At 66.3% G+C, this 17458-nt stretch carries 13 protein-coding genes; all 13 read left to right on the top strand.

What is annotated here, in order from left to right:
- Window positions 1–496 precede the first annotated feature (496 nt).
- The 13 genes from rpoB to rpsS all read left to right on the top strand — a co-directional run bounded on the left by rpoB (window position 497) and on the right by rpsS (window position 17419).
- Window positions 497–3982, top strand: coding sequence for a DNA-directed RNA polymerase subunit beta (gene rpoB / locus HEK131_RS27785; protein ID WP_217461856.1), 3486 nt, complete (start codon window positions 497–499; stop codon window positions 3980–3982).
- 97 nt (window positions 3983–4079) lie between these two features.
- Complete coding sequence (locus tag HEK131_RS27780) at window positions 4080–7979, top strand: DNA-directed RNA polymerase subunit beta' (protein WP_161146649.1); 3900 nt, start codon at window positions 4080–4082, stop codon at window positions 7977–7979.
- 326 nt (window positions 7980–8305) lie between these two features.
- Window positions 8306–8770 carry a DUF1707 and DUF4190 domain-containing protein gene (locus tag HEK131_RS27775; protein ID WP_217461940.1) on the top strand — a complete coding sequence of 155 codons (465 nt, stop codon included), beginning with the start codon at window positions 8306–8308 and terminating at the stop codon, window positions 8768–8770.
- 322 nt (window positions 8771–9092) lie between these two features.
- On the top strand, window positions 9093–9464 hold the full coding sequence (rpsL, locus tag HEK131_RS27770) for a 30S ribosomal protein S12 (RefSeq protein WP_003948652.1): 372 nt from the start codon (window positions 9093–9095) through the stop codon (window positions 9462–9464).
- A 2-nt stretch (window positions 9465–9466) separates the two neighbouring features.
- Window positions 9467–9937 (top strand): 30S ribosomal protein S7, encoded by a 471-nt coding sequence (rpsG, locus tag HEK131_RS27765; RefSeq protein WP_003992340.1) that lies wholly within the window; start codon window positions 9467–9469, stop codon window positions 9935–9937.
- Window positions 9938–9976: 39 nt separating this feature from the next.
- Window positions 9977–12103 (top strand): elongation factor G, encoded by a 2127-nt coding sequence (gene fusA, locus HEK131_RS27760; protein ID WP_217461857.1) that lies wholly within the window; start codon window positions 9977–9979, stop codon window positions 12101–12103.
- A 143-nt stretch (window positions 12104–12246) separates the two neighbouring features.
- Window positions 12247–13440, top strand: coding sequence for an elongation factor Tu (gene tuf / locus HEK131_RS27755; RefSeq protein ID WP_031180867.1), 1194 nt, complete (start codon window positions 12247–12249; stop codon window positions 13438–13440).
- Between the two features lie 756 nt (window positions 13441–14196).
- Entirely contained in the window at window positions 14197–14505 is a 309-nt protein-coding gene (gene rpsJ / locus HEK131_RS27750; RefSeq protein WP_003948644.1) for a 30S ribosomal protein S10, read from the top strand.
- A gap of 17 nt (window positions 14506–14522) precedes the next feature.
- A complete protein-coding gene (rplC, locus tag HEK131_RS27745; protein WP_018543906.1) occupies window positions 14523–15167 on the top strand; it encodes a 50S ribosomal protein L3 in 645 nt (214 codons plus the stop codon).
- A 5-nt stretch (window positions 15168–15172) separates the two neighbouring features.
- Entirely contained in the window at window positions 15173–15829 is a 657-nt protein-coding gene (gene rplD / locus HEK131_RS27740) for a 50S ribosomal protein L4 (RefSeq protein ID WP_161146651.1), read from the top strand.
- Window positions 15829–16248: a 50S ribosomal protein L23 gene (rplW, locus tag HEK131_RS27735; protein WP_217461861.1), complete on the top strand. Its 420-nt coding sequence runs from the start codon at window positions 15829–15831 to the stop codon at window positions 16246–16248. Before rplD ends, rplW begins: the two co-directional genes overlap by 1 nt.
- A gap of 40 nt (window positions 16249–16288) precedes the next feature.
- On the top strand, window positions 16289–17125 hold the full coding sequence (gene rplB, locus HEK131_RS27730) for a 50S ribosomal protein L2 (RefSeq protein ID WP_030811669.1): 837 nt from the start codon (window positions 16289–16291) through the stop codon (window positions 17123–17125).
- A gap of 12 nt (window positions 17126–17137) precedes the next feature.
- On the top strand, window positions 17138–17419 hold the full coding sequence (gene rpsS, locus HEK131_RS27725; RefSeq protein ID WP_005481224.1) for a 30S ribosomal protein S19: 282 nt from the start codon (window positions 17138–17140) through the stop codon (window positions 17417–17419).
- Window positions 17420–17458: the final 39 nt, after the last annotated feature.

The raw sequence follows: 17458 nt of genomic DNA, 5'->3' as shown, positions 1-17458 counted from the left end.
AGAGCGATCATCCATCCGGGTGGTCGCTCTTCTGCGTGTCCGGAGGACGACCACGGTTGCCTTGCACTCGTCGTGGCGAGGGGTATGGTGATCTTCGTCGTGTCTCCGGAAGGCCCCGTTCCGGCTGGGGGGCCTTGACGAACCGCACGCAGCGCGCAATTCTCAGGACGCGTCGTCACAACGATCCGAATCCGAGGCATGGATCGACGGCGAAGAGGGCAGGATCATCCTGCGTCGAGGGCAGCAGGCCGAGGGCGTCGAAGACGAGGGCGTTGAGAAAAACGAGGGTCTCCGAAACCGGGACTGGACATCAGTGTGCCAAGTGGCTACACTGACCCTTTGCGCTGCCTGTTAGCTGTCCCCTGCCCGTCACCAGGGGTCTGCCCTCACTCGAGCACCGACGCCGAACTTCCCCTGAGCTGGGGTTTCCCGTCGTGAGCCTGGGAGAGGGACCGGTACGCGCGTAGTGAGTCCGAGCCCTCGGAAGGACCCCCTCTTGGCCGCCTCGCGCACTGCCTCGACCGCGAATACGAACAACGGCGCCAGCACCGCCCCGCTGCGCATCTCCTTTGCAAAGATCAAGGAGCCCCTCGAGGTTCCGAACCTTCTTGCGCTCCAGACCGAGAGCTTCGACTGGCTGCTCGGCAACGACGCCTGGAAGGCTCGCGTCGAGAAGGCTCTCGAGAACGGTCAGGACGTCCCGACCAAGTCCGGCCTCGAAGAGATCTTCGAAGAGATCTCGCCGATCGAGGACTTCTCCGGGTCGATGTCGCTGACCTTCCGCGACCACCGCTTCGAGCCGCCGAAGAACTCCATCGACGAGTGCAAGGACCGCGACTTCACGTACGCCGCGCCGCTCTTCGTCACCGCCGAGTTCACCAACAACGAGACCGGCGAGATCAAGTCCCAGACGGTCTTCATGGGCGACTTCCCGCTCATGACGAACAAGGGCACCTTCGTCATCAACGGCACCGAGCGTGTCGTGGTGTCGCAGCTCGTCCGCTCGCCGGGTGTCTACTTCGACTCCTCCATCGACAAGACGTCCGACAAGGACATCTTCTCCGCCAAGATCATCCCGTCCCGGGGTGCCTGGCTGGAGATGGAGATCGACAAGCGCGACATGGTCGGCGTCCGCATCGACCGCAAGCGCAAGCAGTCCGTCACCGTCCTCCTGAAGGCTCTCGGCTGGACCACCGAGCAGATCCTCGAGGAGTTCGGCGAGTACGAGTCCATGCGCGCCACCCTGGAGAAGGACCACACCCAGGGCCAGGACGACGCGCTGCTCGACATCTACCGCAAGCTGCGTCCGGGCGAGCCGCCCACGCGTGAGGCCGCGCAGACGCTGCTGGAGAACCTCTACTTCAACCCCAAGCGCTACGACCTCGCCAAGGTCGGCCGCTACAAGGTCAACAAGAAGCTGGGCGGCGACGCCCCGCTGAACGCCGGTGTGCTGACCACCGAGGACGTCATCTCGACGATCAAGTACCTGGTCAAGCTGCACGCCGGTGAGACCGAGACGGTCGGCGACAGCGGCCAGTCGATCGTCGTCGAGACCGACGACATCGACCACTTCGGCAACCGTCGCCTGCGCAGCGTCGGTGAGCTGATCCAGAACCAGGTCCGTACGGGTCTCGCCCGTATGGAGCGTGTCGTGCGTGAGCGCATGACCACCCAGGACGTCGAGGCGATCACGCCGCAGACCCTGATCAACATCCGGCCGGTCGTCGCCTCCATCAAGGAGTTCTTCGGCACCAGCCAGCTCTCGCAGTTCATGGACCAGAACAACCCGCTGTCGGGTCTCACCCACAAGCGCCGTCTGTCGGCTCTTGGTCCGGGTGGTCTCTCCCGTGAGCGGGCCGGCTTCGAGGTCCGTGACGTGCACCCCTCGCACTACGGCCGCATGTGCCCGATCGAGACGCCCGAAGGCCCGAACATCGGTCTGATCGGCTCGCTCGCCTCCTACGGCCGGGTCAACGCGTTCGGTTTCGTCGAGACGCCGTACCGCAAGGTCGTCGACGGCCAGGTCACCGACGAGGTGGACTACCTGACCGCCGACGAGGAGGACCGCTTCGTCATCGCGCAGGCCAACGCCACGCTCAACGACGACATGCGCTTCGAGGAGTCCCGCGTCCTGGTCCGCCGTCGTGGCGGAGAGGTCGACTACGTCCCCGGTGACGACGTCGACTACATGGACGTCTCCCCGCGCCAGATGGTGTCGGTCGCGACCGCCATGATCCCGTTCCTCGAGCACGACGACGCCAACCGTGCCCTCATGGGCGCGAACATGATGCGTCAGGCCGTGCCGCTCATCAAGAGCGAGGCCCCGCTCGTCGGCACCGGCATGGAGTACCGCTCCGCCGTCGACGCCGGCGACGTGGTCAAGGCCGAGAAGGCGGGTGTGGTCCAGGAGGTCTCCGCGGACTACGTCACGACCACCAACGACGACGGCACGTACATCACGTACCGCCTGCACAAGTTCTCCCGGTCCAACCAGGGAACTTCGGTCAACCAGAAGGTCATCGTCAACGAGGGCGACCGCATCGTCGAAGGCCAGGTCCTGGCCGACGGTCCGGCCACCGAGAACGGCGAGATGGCCCTGGGCAAGAACCTGCTCGTGGCGTTCATGCCGTGGGAGGGTCACAACTACGAGGACGCGATCATCCTGTCGCAGCGCCTCGTGCAGGACGACGTCCTCTCCTCGATCCACATCGAGGAGCACGAGGTCGACGCCCGTGACACCAAGCTCGGCCCCGAGGAGATCACGCGGGACATCCCGAACGTCTCCGAGGAGGTCCTGGCCGACCTCGACGAGCGCGGCATCATCCGCATCGGCGCCGAGGTCACCGCGGGCGACATCCTCGTCGGCAAGGTCACGCCCAAGGGTGAGACCGAGCTGACGCCGGAGGAGCGCCTGCTGCGCGCGATCTTCGGTGAGAAGGCCCGTGAGGTCCGCGACACCTCCCTGAAGGTGCCGCACGGCGAGACCGGCAAGATCATCGGTGTCCGCGTCTTCGACCGCGAAGAGGGCGACGAGCTGCCCCCGGGCGTCAACCAGCTCGTCCGCGTCTACGTCGCGCAGAAGCGCAAGATCACCGATGGTGACAAGCTCGCCGGCCGTCACGGCAACAAGGGCGTCATCTCCAAGATCCTGCCGATCGAGGACATGCCGTTCCTGGAGGACGGCACCCCGGTCGACATCATCCTGAACCCGCTCGGTGTCCCGTCCCGAATGAACCCGGGACAGGTCCTGGAGATCCACCTCGGCTGGCTCGCCAGCCGCGGCTGGGACGTCTCCGGCCTCGCGGAGGACTGGGCCGAGCGCCTGCAGGTCATCGGCGCCGACCAGGTCGACCCCGGCACCAACGTCGCCACCCCGGTGTTCGACGGCGCGCGCGAGGACGAGCTGGCGGGTCTGCTGCAGCACACCATCCCGAACCGGGACGGCGAGCGCATGGTGCAGCCGACCGGCAAGGCGAGGCTGTTCGACGGCCGCTCCGGTGAGCCGTTCCCGGACCCGATCTCCATCGGGTACATGTACATCCTCAAGCTGCACCACCTGGTCGACGACAAGCTGCACGCCCGCTCGACCGGTCCGTACTCGATGATCACCCAGCAGCCGCTGGGTGGTAAGGCCCAGTTCGGTGGCCAGCGCTTCGGTGAGATGGAGGTGTGGGCGCTTGAGGCTTATGGCGCCGCGTACGCCCTCCAGGAGCTGCTGACCATCAAGTCCGACGACGTGACCGGCCGCGTGAAGGTCTACGAGGCCATCGTCAAGGGCGAGAACATTCCCGAGCCCGGCATCCCCGAGTCCTTCAAGGTGCTCATCAAGGAGATGCAGTCGCTCTGCCTCAACGTGGAGGTGCTGTCCAGCGACGGCATGTCCATCGAGATGCGCGACACCGACGAGGACGTCTTCCGCGCTGCGGAGGAGCTCGGCATCGACCTGTCCCGGCGCGAGCCGAGCAGCGTCGAAGAGGTCTGACGGGAGTCCGGCGGGGTCCTCTCCCCGAGGACCCCGCCGACCCCCAGGCCCCCGTTTCAGACCACAGACTTACGACACTGAGAGGGATTGACGCATAGTGCTCGACGTCAACTTCTTCGACGAGCTCCGGATCGGCCTGGCCACCGCGGATGACATCCGCCAGTGGAGCCACGGCGAGGTCAAGAAGCCCGAGACGATCAACTACCGCACCCTCAAGCCCGAGAAGGACGGACTCTTCTGCGAGAAGATCTTCGGTCCTACCCGGGACTGGGAGTGCTACTGCGGCAAGTACAAGCGTGTCCGCTTCAAGGGCATCATCTGTGAGCGCTGTGGCGTCGAGGTCACGCGCGCCAAGGTGCGCCGTGAGCGGATGGGCCACATCGAGCTCGCCGCTCCCGTCACCCACATCTGGTACTTCAAGGGCGTTCCGTCGCGGCTGGGTTACCTGCTCGACCTCGCCCCGAAGGACCTCGAGAAGGTCATCTACTTCGCGGCGTACATGATCACGTACGTCGACGAGGAGCGCCGTCAGCGCGACCTGCCGTCGCTGGAGGCCCACGTCTCCGTCGAGCGTCAGCAGATCGAGAACCGCCGCGACTCCGACCTCGAGGCCCGCGCCAAGAAGCTCGAGACCGACCTGGCCGAGCTCGAGGCCGAGGGTGCCAAGGCCGACGTGCGCCGCAAGGTGCGCGAGGGTGCCGAGCGCGAGATGAAGCAGCTCCGTGACCGCGCGCAGCGCGAGATCGACCGCCTCGACGAGGTGTGGAACCGCTTCAAGAACCTCAAGGTCCAGGACCTCGAGGGCGACGAGCTGCTCTACCGCGAGCTGCGTGACCGCTTCGGCACGTACTTCGACGGCTCGATGGGTGCCGCGGCGCTGCAGAAGCGCCTGGAGTCCTTCGACCTCGAGGAGGAGGCCGAGCGTCTCCGCGAGATCATCCGCACCGGCAAGGGCCAGAAGAAGACCCGTGCGCTCAAGCGCCTCAAGGTCGTCTCCGCGTTCCTGCAGACCAGCAACAGCCCCAAGGGCATGGTTCTGGACTGCGTGCCGGTCATCCCGCCGGACCTGCGTCCGATGGTGCAGCTCGACGGTGGCCGCTTCGCGACCTCCGACCTGAACGACCTGTACCGCCGTGTCATCAACCGCAACAACCGCCTGAAGCGGCTTCTCGACCTCGGTGCTCCCGAGATCATCGTGAACAACGAGAAGCGCATGCTCCAGGAGGCGGTCGACGCCCTCTTCGACAACGGCCGTCGTGGTCGCCCGGTCACGGGCCCCGGCAACCGTCCGCTGAAGTCCCTCAGCGACATGCTGAAGGGTAAGCAGGGTCGTTTCCGTCAGAACCTGCTCGGCAAGCGAGTCGACTACTCGGCGCGTTCCGTCATCGTCGTCGGCCCGCAGCTCAAGCTGCACCAGTGCGGTCTGCCCAAGGCCATGGCGCTGGAGCTCTTCAAGCCGTTCGTGATGAAGCGCCTGGTCGACCTGAACCACGCGCAGAACATCAAGAGCGCCAAGCGCATGGTGGAGCGCGGCCGCACGGTCGTGTACGACGTCCTCGAAGAGGTCATCGCCGAGCACCCGGTTCTGCTGAACCGTGCTCCCACCCTGCACCGCCTCGGCATCCAGGCCTTCGAGCCGCAGCTCGTCGAGGGCAAGGCCATCCAGATCCACCCGCTCGTCTGCACCGCGTTCAACGCGGACTTCGACGGTGACCAGATGGCCGTGCACCTGCCGCTCTCCGCGGAGGCGCAGGCCGAGGCCCGCATCCTGATGCTGTCCTCGAACAACATCCTCAAGCCCGCCGACGGCCGTCCGGTGACGATGCCGACCCAGGACATGGTCCTCGGTCTGTTCTTCCTCACCACCGACGGCGAACTGCGTGACACCAAGGGCGAGGGCCGCGCGTTCGGCTCCACGGCCGAGGCGATCATGGCGTTCGACGCCGGCGAGCTGGCCCTGCAGTCGCCGATCGACATCCGCTTCCCGGTGGGCACCATCCCGCCGCGTGGCTGGACGCCGCCGGCGCGCGAGGAGGGTGAGCCGGAGTACCAGACGGGCGACAGCTTCCGTCTGCGCACCACCCTGGGCCGCGCGCTCTTCAACGAGCTGCTGCCCGAGGACTACCCGTTCGTCGACTACTCGGTGGGCAAGAAGCAGCTCTCCGAGATCGTCAACGACCTGGCCGAGCGCTACCCCAAGGTCATCGTGGCGGCGACGCTCGACAACCTGAAGGCGGCGGGCTTCTACTGGGCGACCCGTTCCGGCGTCACCGTGGCCATCTCCGACGTCGTCGTTCCCGAGGCGAAGAAGGAGATCGTCAAGGGCTACGAGGCGCAGGACGAGAAGGTCCAGAAGCAGTACGAGCGCGGTCTGATCACCAAGGAAGAGCGCACTCAGGAGCTCATCGCGATCTGGACCAAGGCGACCAACGAGGTTGCCGAGGCGATGAACGCGAACTTCCCCAAGACGAACCCCATCTTCATGATGGTTGACTCGGGTGCCCGAGGAAACATGATGCAGATGCGTCAGATCGCCGGTATGCGTGGTCTGGTGTCGAACGCCAAGAACGAGACGATCCCGCGTCCGATCAAGGCCTCCTTCCGTGAGGGCCTGTCGGTGCTGGAGTACTTCATCTCGACTCACGGTGCTCGTAAGGGTCTGGCGGACACCGCCCTGCGTACCGCCGACTCGGGTTACCTCACCCGTCGTCTGGTGGACGTCTCGCAGGACGTCATCATCCGCGAGGAGGACTGCGGCACCGAGCGCGGCCTCAAGCTGTCGATCGCCGAGCGCGGCGCCGACGGTGTGCTGCGCAAGGCGGACAACGTCGAGACGTCCGTGTACGCGCGCTGCCTCGCCGAGGACATCGTCGTCGACGGCAAGGTGCTGGCCCCGGCCGGCACCGACCTGGGCGACGTGCTCATCGACGAGCTGGTCAAGCACGGCGTCGAGGAGGTCAAGACCCGCTCGGTCCTGACCTGCGAGTCCGCCGTCGGCACCTGCGCGATGTGCTACGGCCGTTCGCTGGCCACCGGCAAGCTGGTCGACATCGGTGAGGCGGTCGGCATCATCGCCGCCCAGTCCATCGGTGAGCCCGGTACCCAGCTCACGATGCGTACCTTCCACACCGGTGGTGTGGCCGGTGACGACATCACCCAGGGTCTGCCCCGTGTGGTCGAGCTCTTCGAGGCCCGTACCCCGAAGGGTGTCGCCCCGATCTCCGAGGCCTCCGGCCGGGTGCGGATCGAGGAGACCGAGAAGACCAAGAAGCTCGTGGTCACCCCGGACGACGGCAGCGACGAGACGGCGTTCCCGATCTCCAAGCGCGCCAAGGTCCTGGTCCGCGAGGGCGAGCACGTCGAGGTGGGCCAGCAGCTCACCGTGGGTGCCACCAACCCGCACGACGTGCTGCGCATCCTGGGTCAGCGTGCCGTCCAGGTCCACCTGGTCGGCGAGGTCCAGAAGGTCTACAACTCGCAGGGTGTGTCGATCCACGACAAGCACATCGAGATCATCATCCGGCAGATGCTCCGCCGCGTGACGATCATCGAGTCGGGCGACGCCGAGCTGCTGCCCGGCGAGCTGGTCGAGCGCTCGAAGTTCGAGACCGAGAACCGTCGTGTGGTCCAGGAGAACGGACACCCGGCCTCCGGCCGTCCGCAGCTCATGGGTATCACCAAGGCGTCGCTGGCGACGGAGTCGTGGCTGTCCGCGGCCTCCTTCCAGGAGACGACCAGGGTTCTGACGGACGCGGCGATCAACGCCAAGTCCGACTCCCTGATCGGCCTCAAGGAGAACGTCATCATCGGTAAGCTCATCCCGGCCGGTACGGGTCTGTCCCGCTACCGCAACATCCGGGTCGAGCCGACCGAGGAGGCCAAGGCCGCGATGTACTCGGCCGTCGGCTACGACGACATCGACTACTCGCCGTTCGGCGCGGGCTCCGGCCAGGCCGTTCCGCTGGAGGACTACGACTACGGTCCGTACAACCAGTGAGCGAGCAGCCGGTAGGCGCTTGATCTGCTTGATCTGAAGGGCGGCATCCTCTCGGGGGTGCCGCCCTTCGGCGTTTCCCCCCACCCGGCGGACATTTGGGCGCATCATGGAAGAACCCCGGTCGGGGGTTCGGGAGGTGCTCCGTGTCGCATCCGTCGTGGCAGCCGTCGTGGCCGGACAACAACGACCCGGCGGCCGCCGGCACACCACCGGTGCCGCCGCGCCCGCAGGGATGGCCCCTGGCGCCCTTCACCGGCCCCTTCCGGCCCCAGTCACCCGCGCCCTGGCCGGGGCCGCCCCAAGGCCAGGGGAGCGCGGCCTCGTTCATGCTGGCCTCGCACGCCGACCGGGAGCGGGCCGCGGACGTGCTGCGGGCCGGGTTCGCCGAAGGGCGGCTGGAGAAGGACGAGTTCGACCGGCGCGTGGGCCGGGTGTACGCGGCCCGTACGGTCGGCGAGCTGGCGCTGGTGGTGGCCGACCTGCCGCAGGGTCCCGTGCCGCATCCGGCGCCCGTGACGCCCGTACCGCAGGTGTTTCTGCCCACACCGAGGCCGGCGGCCAACGGCAAGGCGGTGGGTGCCGCGGTGTGCGGGCTGCTGTGCCTTCTGACGGCCGGGCTCACCGGAATCCCGGCCGTGGTGCTCGGGCACACCGCGCGCGCGGAGATCCGCCGCACCGGCGAGGACGGGGACGGACTGGCTCTGACCGGCCTCGTTCTGGGCTGGCTGTCCGTCGGCGGCTGGGCGCTGCTGTGGCTGCTGCTGATCGCGGTGGGCGTGCTGGACCGATGACGGGAGCGTGGCGGGGTGTGTGCGCTACGTGAAATCGAAGATCGTTGACGGCGTTGGGACTTGACATGCCCTGTCCGCCGCGGGTGGTCGCCTCGCATTTGTTTTGACCGAAGTCCGTGCGATAGGTACGCTCAGACCTTGTGCCTGGGGTGTGCCCTGGCTCCCGTGTGTGCCTCTCACCGCACGGCGAGCCGTCAACGGCCACCGTAATCCGCGCTCTTCCCTTTGCGGCGGGAGTCCGCGGGTTCGACACACCCGACCGCGTGGGTCGGCAATGTTCCAGGTTAGCTTCACCATTCGGCACACAGAAACCGGAGAAGTAGTGCCTACGATCCAGCAGCTGGTCCGGAAGGGCCGGCAGGACAAGGTCGAGAAGAACAAGACGCCCGCACTCGAGGGTTCGCCCCAGCGTCGCGGCGTCTGCACGCGTGTGTTCACGACCACCCCGAAGAAGCCGAACTCGGCCCTGCGTAAGGTCGCGCGTGTGCGTCTGACCAGCGGCATCGAGGTCACGGCCTACATTCCGGGTGAGGGACACAACCTGCAGGAGCACTCCATCGTGCTCGTGCGCGGCGGCCGTGTGAAGGACCTGCCGGGTGTTCGCTACAAGATCATCCGCGGCTCGCTCGACACCCAGGGTGTCAAGAACCGCAAGCAGGCCCGCAGCCGCTACGGCGCCAAGAAGGAGAAGTAAGAATGCCTCGTAAGGGCCCCGCCCCGAAGCGCCCGGTCATCATCGACCCGGTCTACGGTTCTCCTCTGGTGACCTCCCTCATCAACAAGGTGCTGCTGAACGGCAAGCGCTCCACCGCCGAGCGCATCGTCTACGGCGCCATGGAGGGTCTGCGTGAGAAGACGGGCAACGACCCGATCATCACGCTGAAGCGCGCGCTGGAGAACATCAAGCCGACCCTCGAGGTCAAGTCCCGCCGCGTCGGCGGTGCGACGTACCAGGTGCCGATCGAGGTCAAGCCCGGTCGCGCCAACACGCTCGCGCTGCGCTGGCTCGTCGGTTACTCCCGCGCCCGTCGCGAGAAGACGATGACCGAGCGTCTGCTCAACGAGCTTCTCGACGCTTCGAACGGCCTCGGTGCGGCCGTCAAGAAGCGCGAGGACACGCACAAGATGGCCGAGTCCAACAAGGCCTTCGCGCACTACCGCTGGTAGTCGCTACCCACATCGAGACCGAGAGAAGACTGAAGCCTTATGGCTACCACTTCACTTGACCTGGCCAAGGTCCGCAACATCGGGATCATGGCCCACATCGACGCGGGCAAGACGACCACCACCGAGCGGATCCTCTTCTACACCGGCGTCAGCTACAAGATCGGTGAGGTCCACGACGGCGCTGCCACCATGGACTGGATGGAGCAGGAGCAGGAGCGTGGCATCACGATCACCTCTGCTGCCACCACCTGTCACTGGCCGCTCGAGGGCAACGACTACACCATCAACATCATCGACACCCCCGGGCACGTCGACTTCACGGTCGAGGTGGAGCGTTCGCTCCGCGTGCTCGACGGTGCCGTCACGGTGTTCGACGGTGTCGCCGGTGTGGAGCCGCAGTCCGAGACGGTGTGGCGTCAGGCCGACCGTTACGGCGTGCCGCGCATCTGCTTCGTGAACAAGCTGGACCGTACCGGCGCCGAGTTCCACCGCTGCGTGGACATGATCAAGGACCGCCTCGGCGCCGTCCCGATCATCATGCAGCTCCCGATCGGTGCCGAGATGGACTTCCAGGGCGTTGTGGACCTCGTCCGCATGAAGGCGCTCGTGTGGTCCGCCGAGGCGGCCAAGGGCGAGATGTACGACACCGTCGACATCCCGGCTTCGCACGCCGAGGCTGCCGAGGAGTACCGCGGCAAGCTGGTCGAGACCGTCGCCGAGCACGACGACGAGATCATGGAGCTGTTCCTGGAGGGCCAGGAGCCCACCGAGGAGCAGCTCTACGCCGCGATCCGTCGCATCACCATCGCGTCCGGCAAGTCCGACGGCGTGACGGTCACCCCGGTGTTCTGCGGCACCGCGTTCAAGAACAAGGGCGTTCAGCCCCTGCTCGACGCGGTCGTGCGCTACCTGCCGACCCCGCTCGACGTCGAGGCCATCGAGGGCCACGACGTCAAGGACCCCGAGGTCGTCGTCAAGCGCAAGCCGTCGGAGGAGGAGCCCCTCTCCGCGCTCGCGTTCAAGATCATGAGCGACCCGCACCTCGGCAAGCTCACCTTCGTCCGGGTCTACTCGGGCCGCCTGGAGTCCGGCACCTCGGTGCTGAACTCCGTCAAGGGCAAGAAGGAGCGCATCGGCAAGATCTACCGCATGCACGCCAACAAGCGTGAGGAGATCGAGTCGGTGGGCGCCGGCGACATCGTCGCCGTCATGGGCCTGAAGCAGACCACCACCGGTGAGACGCTGTCCGACGACAAGAACCCGGTCATCCTGGAGTCCATGGACTTCCCGGCGCCGGTGATCCAGGTCGCGATCGAGCCCAAGTCCAAGGGCGACCAGGAGAAGCTGGGTGTCGCCATCCAGCGTCTCGCGGAGGAGGACCCCTCCTTCCAGGTCCACTCGGACGAGGAGACCGGCCAGACCATCATCGGTGGCATGGGCGAGCTGCACCTCGAGGTGCTGGTCGACCGTATGCGCCGTGAGTTCAAGGTCGAGGCCAACGTCGGCAAGCCGCAGGTCGCGTACCGCGAGACGATCCGCAAGGCCGTCGAGCGACTCGACTACACGCACAAGAAGCAGACCGGTGGTACCGGTCAGTTCGCCAAGGTGCAGATCGCGATCGAGCCGATCGAGGGCGGCGACGCCTCGTACGAGTTCGTGAACAAGGTCACCGGTGGCCGCATCCCGAAGGAGTACATCCCTTCGGTGGACGCGGGTGCGCAGGAGGCCATGCAGTTCGGCATCCTGGCCGGCTACGAGATGACCGGCGTTCGCGTCATCCTTCTCGACGGTGGCTACCACGAGGTCGACTCCTCCGAGCTCGCCTTCAAGATCGCCGGTTCGCAGGCCTTCAAGGAGGCCGCGCGCAAGGCTTCGCCCGTGCTCCTCGAGCCGATGATGGCCGTCGAGGTCACCACGCCCGAGGACTACATGGGTGAGGTCATCGGCGACATCAACTCCCGCCGTGGCCAGATCCAGGCCATGGAGGAGCGGATGGGCGCTCGCATCGTGAAGGGCCTCGTGCCCCTCTCGGAGATGTTCGGCTACGTCGGAGACCTCCGCAGCAAGACCTCGGGTCGCGCAAGCTACTCGATGCAGTTCGACTCCTACGCCGAGGTTCCCCGGAACGTCGCCGAGGAGATCATCGCGAAGGCCAAGGGCGAGTAACGCACCCCGTTTACACGCTTTAGGCTTGACACCGACCGCCGGGGTCGGACCACTCGGAAAAACCCCGGCGGGCGGCATCCCAGCAAAGATCACCTGGCGCCGATGAGTAAGGCGTACCAGAACCACTCCGCAGGAGGATCCCAGTGGCGAAGGCAAAGTTCGAGCGGACTAAGCCGCACGTCAACATCGGCACCATCGGTCACATCGACCACGGTAAGACGACCCTCACGGCCGCCATTACCAAGGTGCTGCACGACGCGTACCCGGACCTGAACGAGGCCTCGGCCTTCGACCAGATCGACAAGGCTCCTGAGGAGCGCCAGCGCGGTATCACGATCTCGATCGCGCACGTCGAGTACCAGACCGAGACGCGTCACTACGCCCACGTCGACTGCCCCGGTCACGCGGACTACATCAAGAACATGATCACCGGTGCCGCGCAGATGGACGGCGCGATCCTCGTGGTCGCCGCCACCGACGGCCCGATGCCGCAGACCAAGGAGCACGTGCTCCTGGCCCGCCAGGTCGGCGTTCCGTACATCGTCGTCGCCCTGAACAAGGCCGACATGGTGGACGACGAGGAGATCCTGGAGCTCGTCGAGCTCGAGGTCCGTGAGCTCCTCTCCGAGTACGAGTTCCCGGGCGACGACCTGCCGGTCGTCAAGGTCTCGGCGCTCAAGGCGCTCGAGGGCGACAAGGAGTGGGGCAACACCGTCCTCGAGCTCATGAAGGCCGTGGACGAGAACATCCCGCAGCCCGAGCGCGACGTCGACAAGCCGTTCCTGATGCCGATCGAGGACGTCTTCACGATCACCGGTCGTGGCACCGTCGTCACCGGTCGTATCGAGCGTGGTGTCCTCAAGGTCAACGAGACCGTCGACATCGTCGGTATCAAGCAGGACAAGACCACCACCACGGTCACCGGCATCGAGATGTTCCGCAAGCTGCTCGACGAGGGCCAGGCCGGTGAGAACGTCGGTCTGCTCCTCCGTGGCATCAAGCGCGAGGACGTCGAGCGCGGCCAGGTCATCATCAAGCCCGGTTCGGTCACCCCGCACACCGAGTTCGAGGCCCAGGCCTACATCCTGTCCAAGGACGAGGGTGGCCGCCACACGCCGTTCTTCAACAACTACCGCCCGCAGTTCTACTTCCGCACCACGGACGTGACCGGCGTCGTGACCCTCCCCGAGGGCACCGAGATGGTCATGCCGGGCGACAACACTGAGATGACCGTTTCGCTCATCCAGCCCGTCGCCATGGAAGAGGGCCTGAAGTTCGCCATCCGCGAGGGTGGCCGCACGGTGGGCGCCGGCCAGGTCACCAAGATCGTCAAGTAAGCATCCGCTTGCCTGAGGGTCACTGACTGACCCGGAGAGGCCCGCACGACTTCGGTCGTGCGGGCCTCTCCGCTTTTGTCGTGCTTGCCGGGTCAGTGGTGCTGACTGCGCTGCCGGCGGGGTGCGGGGTCGACGGGACCGGGGGAGGGGCCGGGGGGTGCCTTGGCGGCCCCAGGGCGCTGGACGAGCACGGGGCGACGCTGCGCGGGCGGAGCAGATCGGATGACCGCGGTCACAGGAGTGGTGGACAAGTCCAAGGGTGAGGGGCTGGCGGCCATTTCTGTTGGTTCGCCCTGCTTCTCGGCCGCTTCGCCTGTCTCAGGCGGGAGTTGATGAGGACCCTTAGTGCGGAGGGAGTTTGACCTGCGTCACTATCGGGGTAATCTACTCGGCTCGATTGGCCAGAGGGGTACGCCATATGGCAGACTGTCGGAGTTGCTCGGTCGAGTGTTGATGCTGCGCGCCTCCCGCCGGGAGGACCGGAAGCGAGTCCCACAGTACTCGTCAACCCCCTGGGGTTGGACGTACGGGAATCTTCCGGGAAGTGTGGGCGCAACTTCGACCAGGCGCCCGGTGGGCCTTCCGCCCCCGGCCCGCGGTTCCGGCAGGGCCGTGTGCATTCCCTGAAGGGGTGTTCCAGTGATGGGCATCCGCGTCAGCGGCAGTGCGACACGCCCGACCGCGTGGGTCGGAGAGAAGGCAGTGTGAAACTGCCGGGTTCCAGAGCGTGAGAGAAGACAGGACTACTGAGTAGCCATGGCGGGACAGAAGATCCGCATCCGGCTCAAGGCCTACGACCACGAGGTCATCGACTCCTCGGCGAAGAAGATCGTCGAGACGGTGACCCGCACTGGTGCGTCGGTCGCGGGCCCGGTGCCGCTGCCCACTGAGAAGAACGTGTACTGCGTCATCAAGTCGCCGCACAAGTACAAGGACTCGCGCGAGCACTTCGAGATGCGCACGCACAAGCGCCTGATCGACATCCTCGACCCGACGCCGAAGACCGTTGACTCCCTGATGCGACTCGACCTCCCGGCCGGTGTCGACATCGAGATCAAGCTCTAAGGGTCGGTGATCTGAGAATGGCTAAGCAGATCAAGGGAATCCTGGGCGAGAAGCTCGGCATGACGCAGGTGTGGGACGAGAACAACCGTGTTGTTCCGGTCACCGTCGTCAAGGCCGGCCCCAACGTCGTCACCCAGGTCCGCACGAACGACGTCGACGGCTACGAGTCGGTCCAGATCGCCTTCGGCGAGATCGACCCGCGCAAGGTGAACAAGCCCCTCAAGGGCCACTTCGCCAAGGCCGACGTCACCCCGCGCCGCCACCTGGTGGAGCTCCGTACCTCCGACGCCAGCGAGTACACGCTGGGCCAGGAGATCACGGCCGAGGTCTTCGAGTCGGGCGTCAAGGTCGACGTCACCGCGAAGAGCAAGGGCAAGGGCTTCGCCGGTGTCATGAAGCGCCACAACTTCAAGGGTGGCAAGGCGTCCCACGGTGCCCACCGTGTGCACCGCATGCCCGGTTCCATCGGTGGCTGTGCCACCCCCGGTCGTGTCTTCAAGGGCATGCGCATGGCGGGTCGCATGGGCAACGAGCGGGTCACCACCCAGAACCTGACCGTTCACGCCGTTGACGCGGAGAAGGGCCTGCTCCTCATCAAGGGCGCGGTTCCTGGTCCGAACGGCGGCCTCGTCCTGGTCCGCACCGCGGCCAAGGGGGCCTGAGGACTATGAGCACCATTGACATCCTGTCGCCGTCGGGCGACAACGCCGGGACCGTCGAGCTCCCGGCCGACATCTTCGGCGTAGAGAAGATCAGCGTTCCGCTGCTTCACCAGGTCGTCGTCGCGCAGCTTGCCGCCGCCCGTCAGGGCACGCACAAGGTCAAGCGTCGTGGCGAGGTCCGTGGTGGCGGTCGCAAGCCTTACCGCCAGAAGGGCACCGGCCGCGCGCGCCAGGGTTCGACCCGTGCGCCGCAGTTCGCCGGCGGTGGCGTCGTCCACGGCCCCACGCCGCGTGACTACTCGCAGCGGACCCCGAAGAAGATGAAGGCCGCGGCTCTGCGCCACGCCCTCACCGACCGGGCCCGCAACGCTCGTATCCACGTCATCACCGGCGTGGTCGAGGGCGAGACCCCCTCCACCAAGGCCGCGAAGAGCTTCCTCGGCAAGGTCAGCGAGCGCAAGAACGTGCTCCTGGTCATCGAGCGCTCCGACGAGGCCGCGCTGCTTTCCGCGCGCAACCTGCCCCAGGTCCACATCCTGGAGCCGGGCCAGCTGAACACGTACGACGTTCTCGTCTCGGACGACGTGGTCTTCACCCAGGCCGCTTTCGAGTCCTTCGTGTCCGGCCCGAAGGCCAATGACACCGAAGGGAGCGAAGCCTGATGGCTACGCGCCACCCGAGCATCGCCTCGAAGGCCGCCAAGGCCGCCAAGGTCGCGCGCGTCGCCAAGGCGAAGCGCCACGCCACCGAGGGCAAGAACACGGTCGAGACCCCGCTGAGCAAGTCCTTCACGGACCCCCGTGACGTGCTGCTCAAGCCGGTTGTCTCGGAGAAGAGCTACGCGCTCCTCGACGAGGGCAAGTACACGTTCATCGTCGCCCCGGGTGCCAACAAGACCCAGATCAAGCAGGCCGTCCAGGCGGTCTTCTCGGTCAAGGTCACCGGGGTCAACACGATCAACCGCCAGGGCAAGCGCAAGCGCACGAAGACCGGCTTCGGTCAGCGTGCCGGCAGCAAGCGCGCGATCGTGACCCTCGCCGAGGGCGACCGTATCGACATCTTCGGCGGTCCGACCGCCTGACGGCGGTCTGGATCGTCCGATATCGGACGAGGACTGAGAAATGGGAATCCGCAAGTACAAGCCGACTACGCCGGGCCGTCGTGGCGCCAGCGTCGCCGACTTCGTCGAGGTCACGCGGTCCACGCCGGAGAAGTCGCTGGTCCGCCCGCTGCACAGCAAGGGCGGCCGTAACAACGCCGGTCGTGTGACCGTTCGCCACCAGGGTGGCGGACACAAGCGCGCCTACCGAGTGATCGACTTCCGTCGTCACGACAAGGACGGCGTGCCGGCGAAGGTCGCGCACATCGAGTACGACCCCAACCGCACCGCGCGCATCGCGCTGCTGCACTACGCGGACGGCGAGAAGCGCTACATCCTCGCCCCGCGCAACCTGCAGCAGGGTGACCGCGTCGAGAACGGTCCGGGCGCCGACATCAAGCCGGGCAACAACCTGGCGCTCCGCAACATCCCGGTCGGTACCACGATCCACGCGATCGAGCTCCGTCCCGGTGGCGGTGCCAAGTTCGCCCGCTCCGCCGGTGCGTCCGTGCAGCTCCTTGCGAAGGAGGGCTCCATGGCCCACCTCCGCATGCCGTCCGGCGAGATCCGTCTCGTCGACGTTCGCTGCCGCGCCACCGTCGGTGAGGTCGGCAACGCCGAGCAGAGCAACATCAACTGGGGTAAGGCCGGCCGTAAGCGGTGGCTGGGCGTTCGCCCGACCGTCCGTGGTGTGGTCATGAACCCGGTCGACCACCCGCACGGTGGTGGTGAAGGCCGGACCTCCGGTGGTCGCCACCCTGTGTCCCCGTGGGGCAAGAAGGAAGGCCGTACTCGTTCGCCCAAGAAGGCGTCGAACAAGTACATCGTCCGCCGCCGCAAGACGAACAAGAAGCGCTAAGGACGGGTTGAGATGCCTCGTAGCTTGAAGAAGGGGCCCTTCGTCGACGACCACCTGATCAAGAAGGTGGATGTCCAGAACGAAGCCGGCACCAAGAACGTCATCAAGACCTGGTCCCGTCGCTCGATGATCATCCCGGCCATGCTCGGCCACACGATCGCGGTGCACAACGGCAAGACCCACATCCCGGTGTTCGTCACCGAGTCGATGGTCGGCCACAAGCTCGGCGAGTTCTCGCCGACTCGCACCTTCCGCGGCCACGTCAAGGACGACCGGAAGTCGAAGCGCCGCTAACAGCGGATCGCATTCAGACACGTAAGTAACTGAAGGGAC

The organism is Streptomyces seoulensis (assembly GCF_022846655.1).
GTDB lineage: Bacteria > Actinomycetota > Actinomycetes > Streptomycetales > Streptomycetaceae > Streptomyces.
This window is presented reverse-complemented; position numbering and strand designations above follow the sequence as displayed.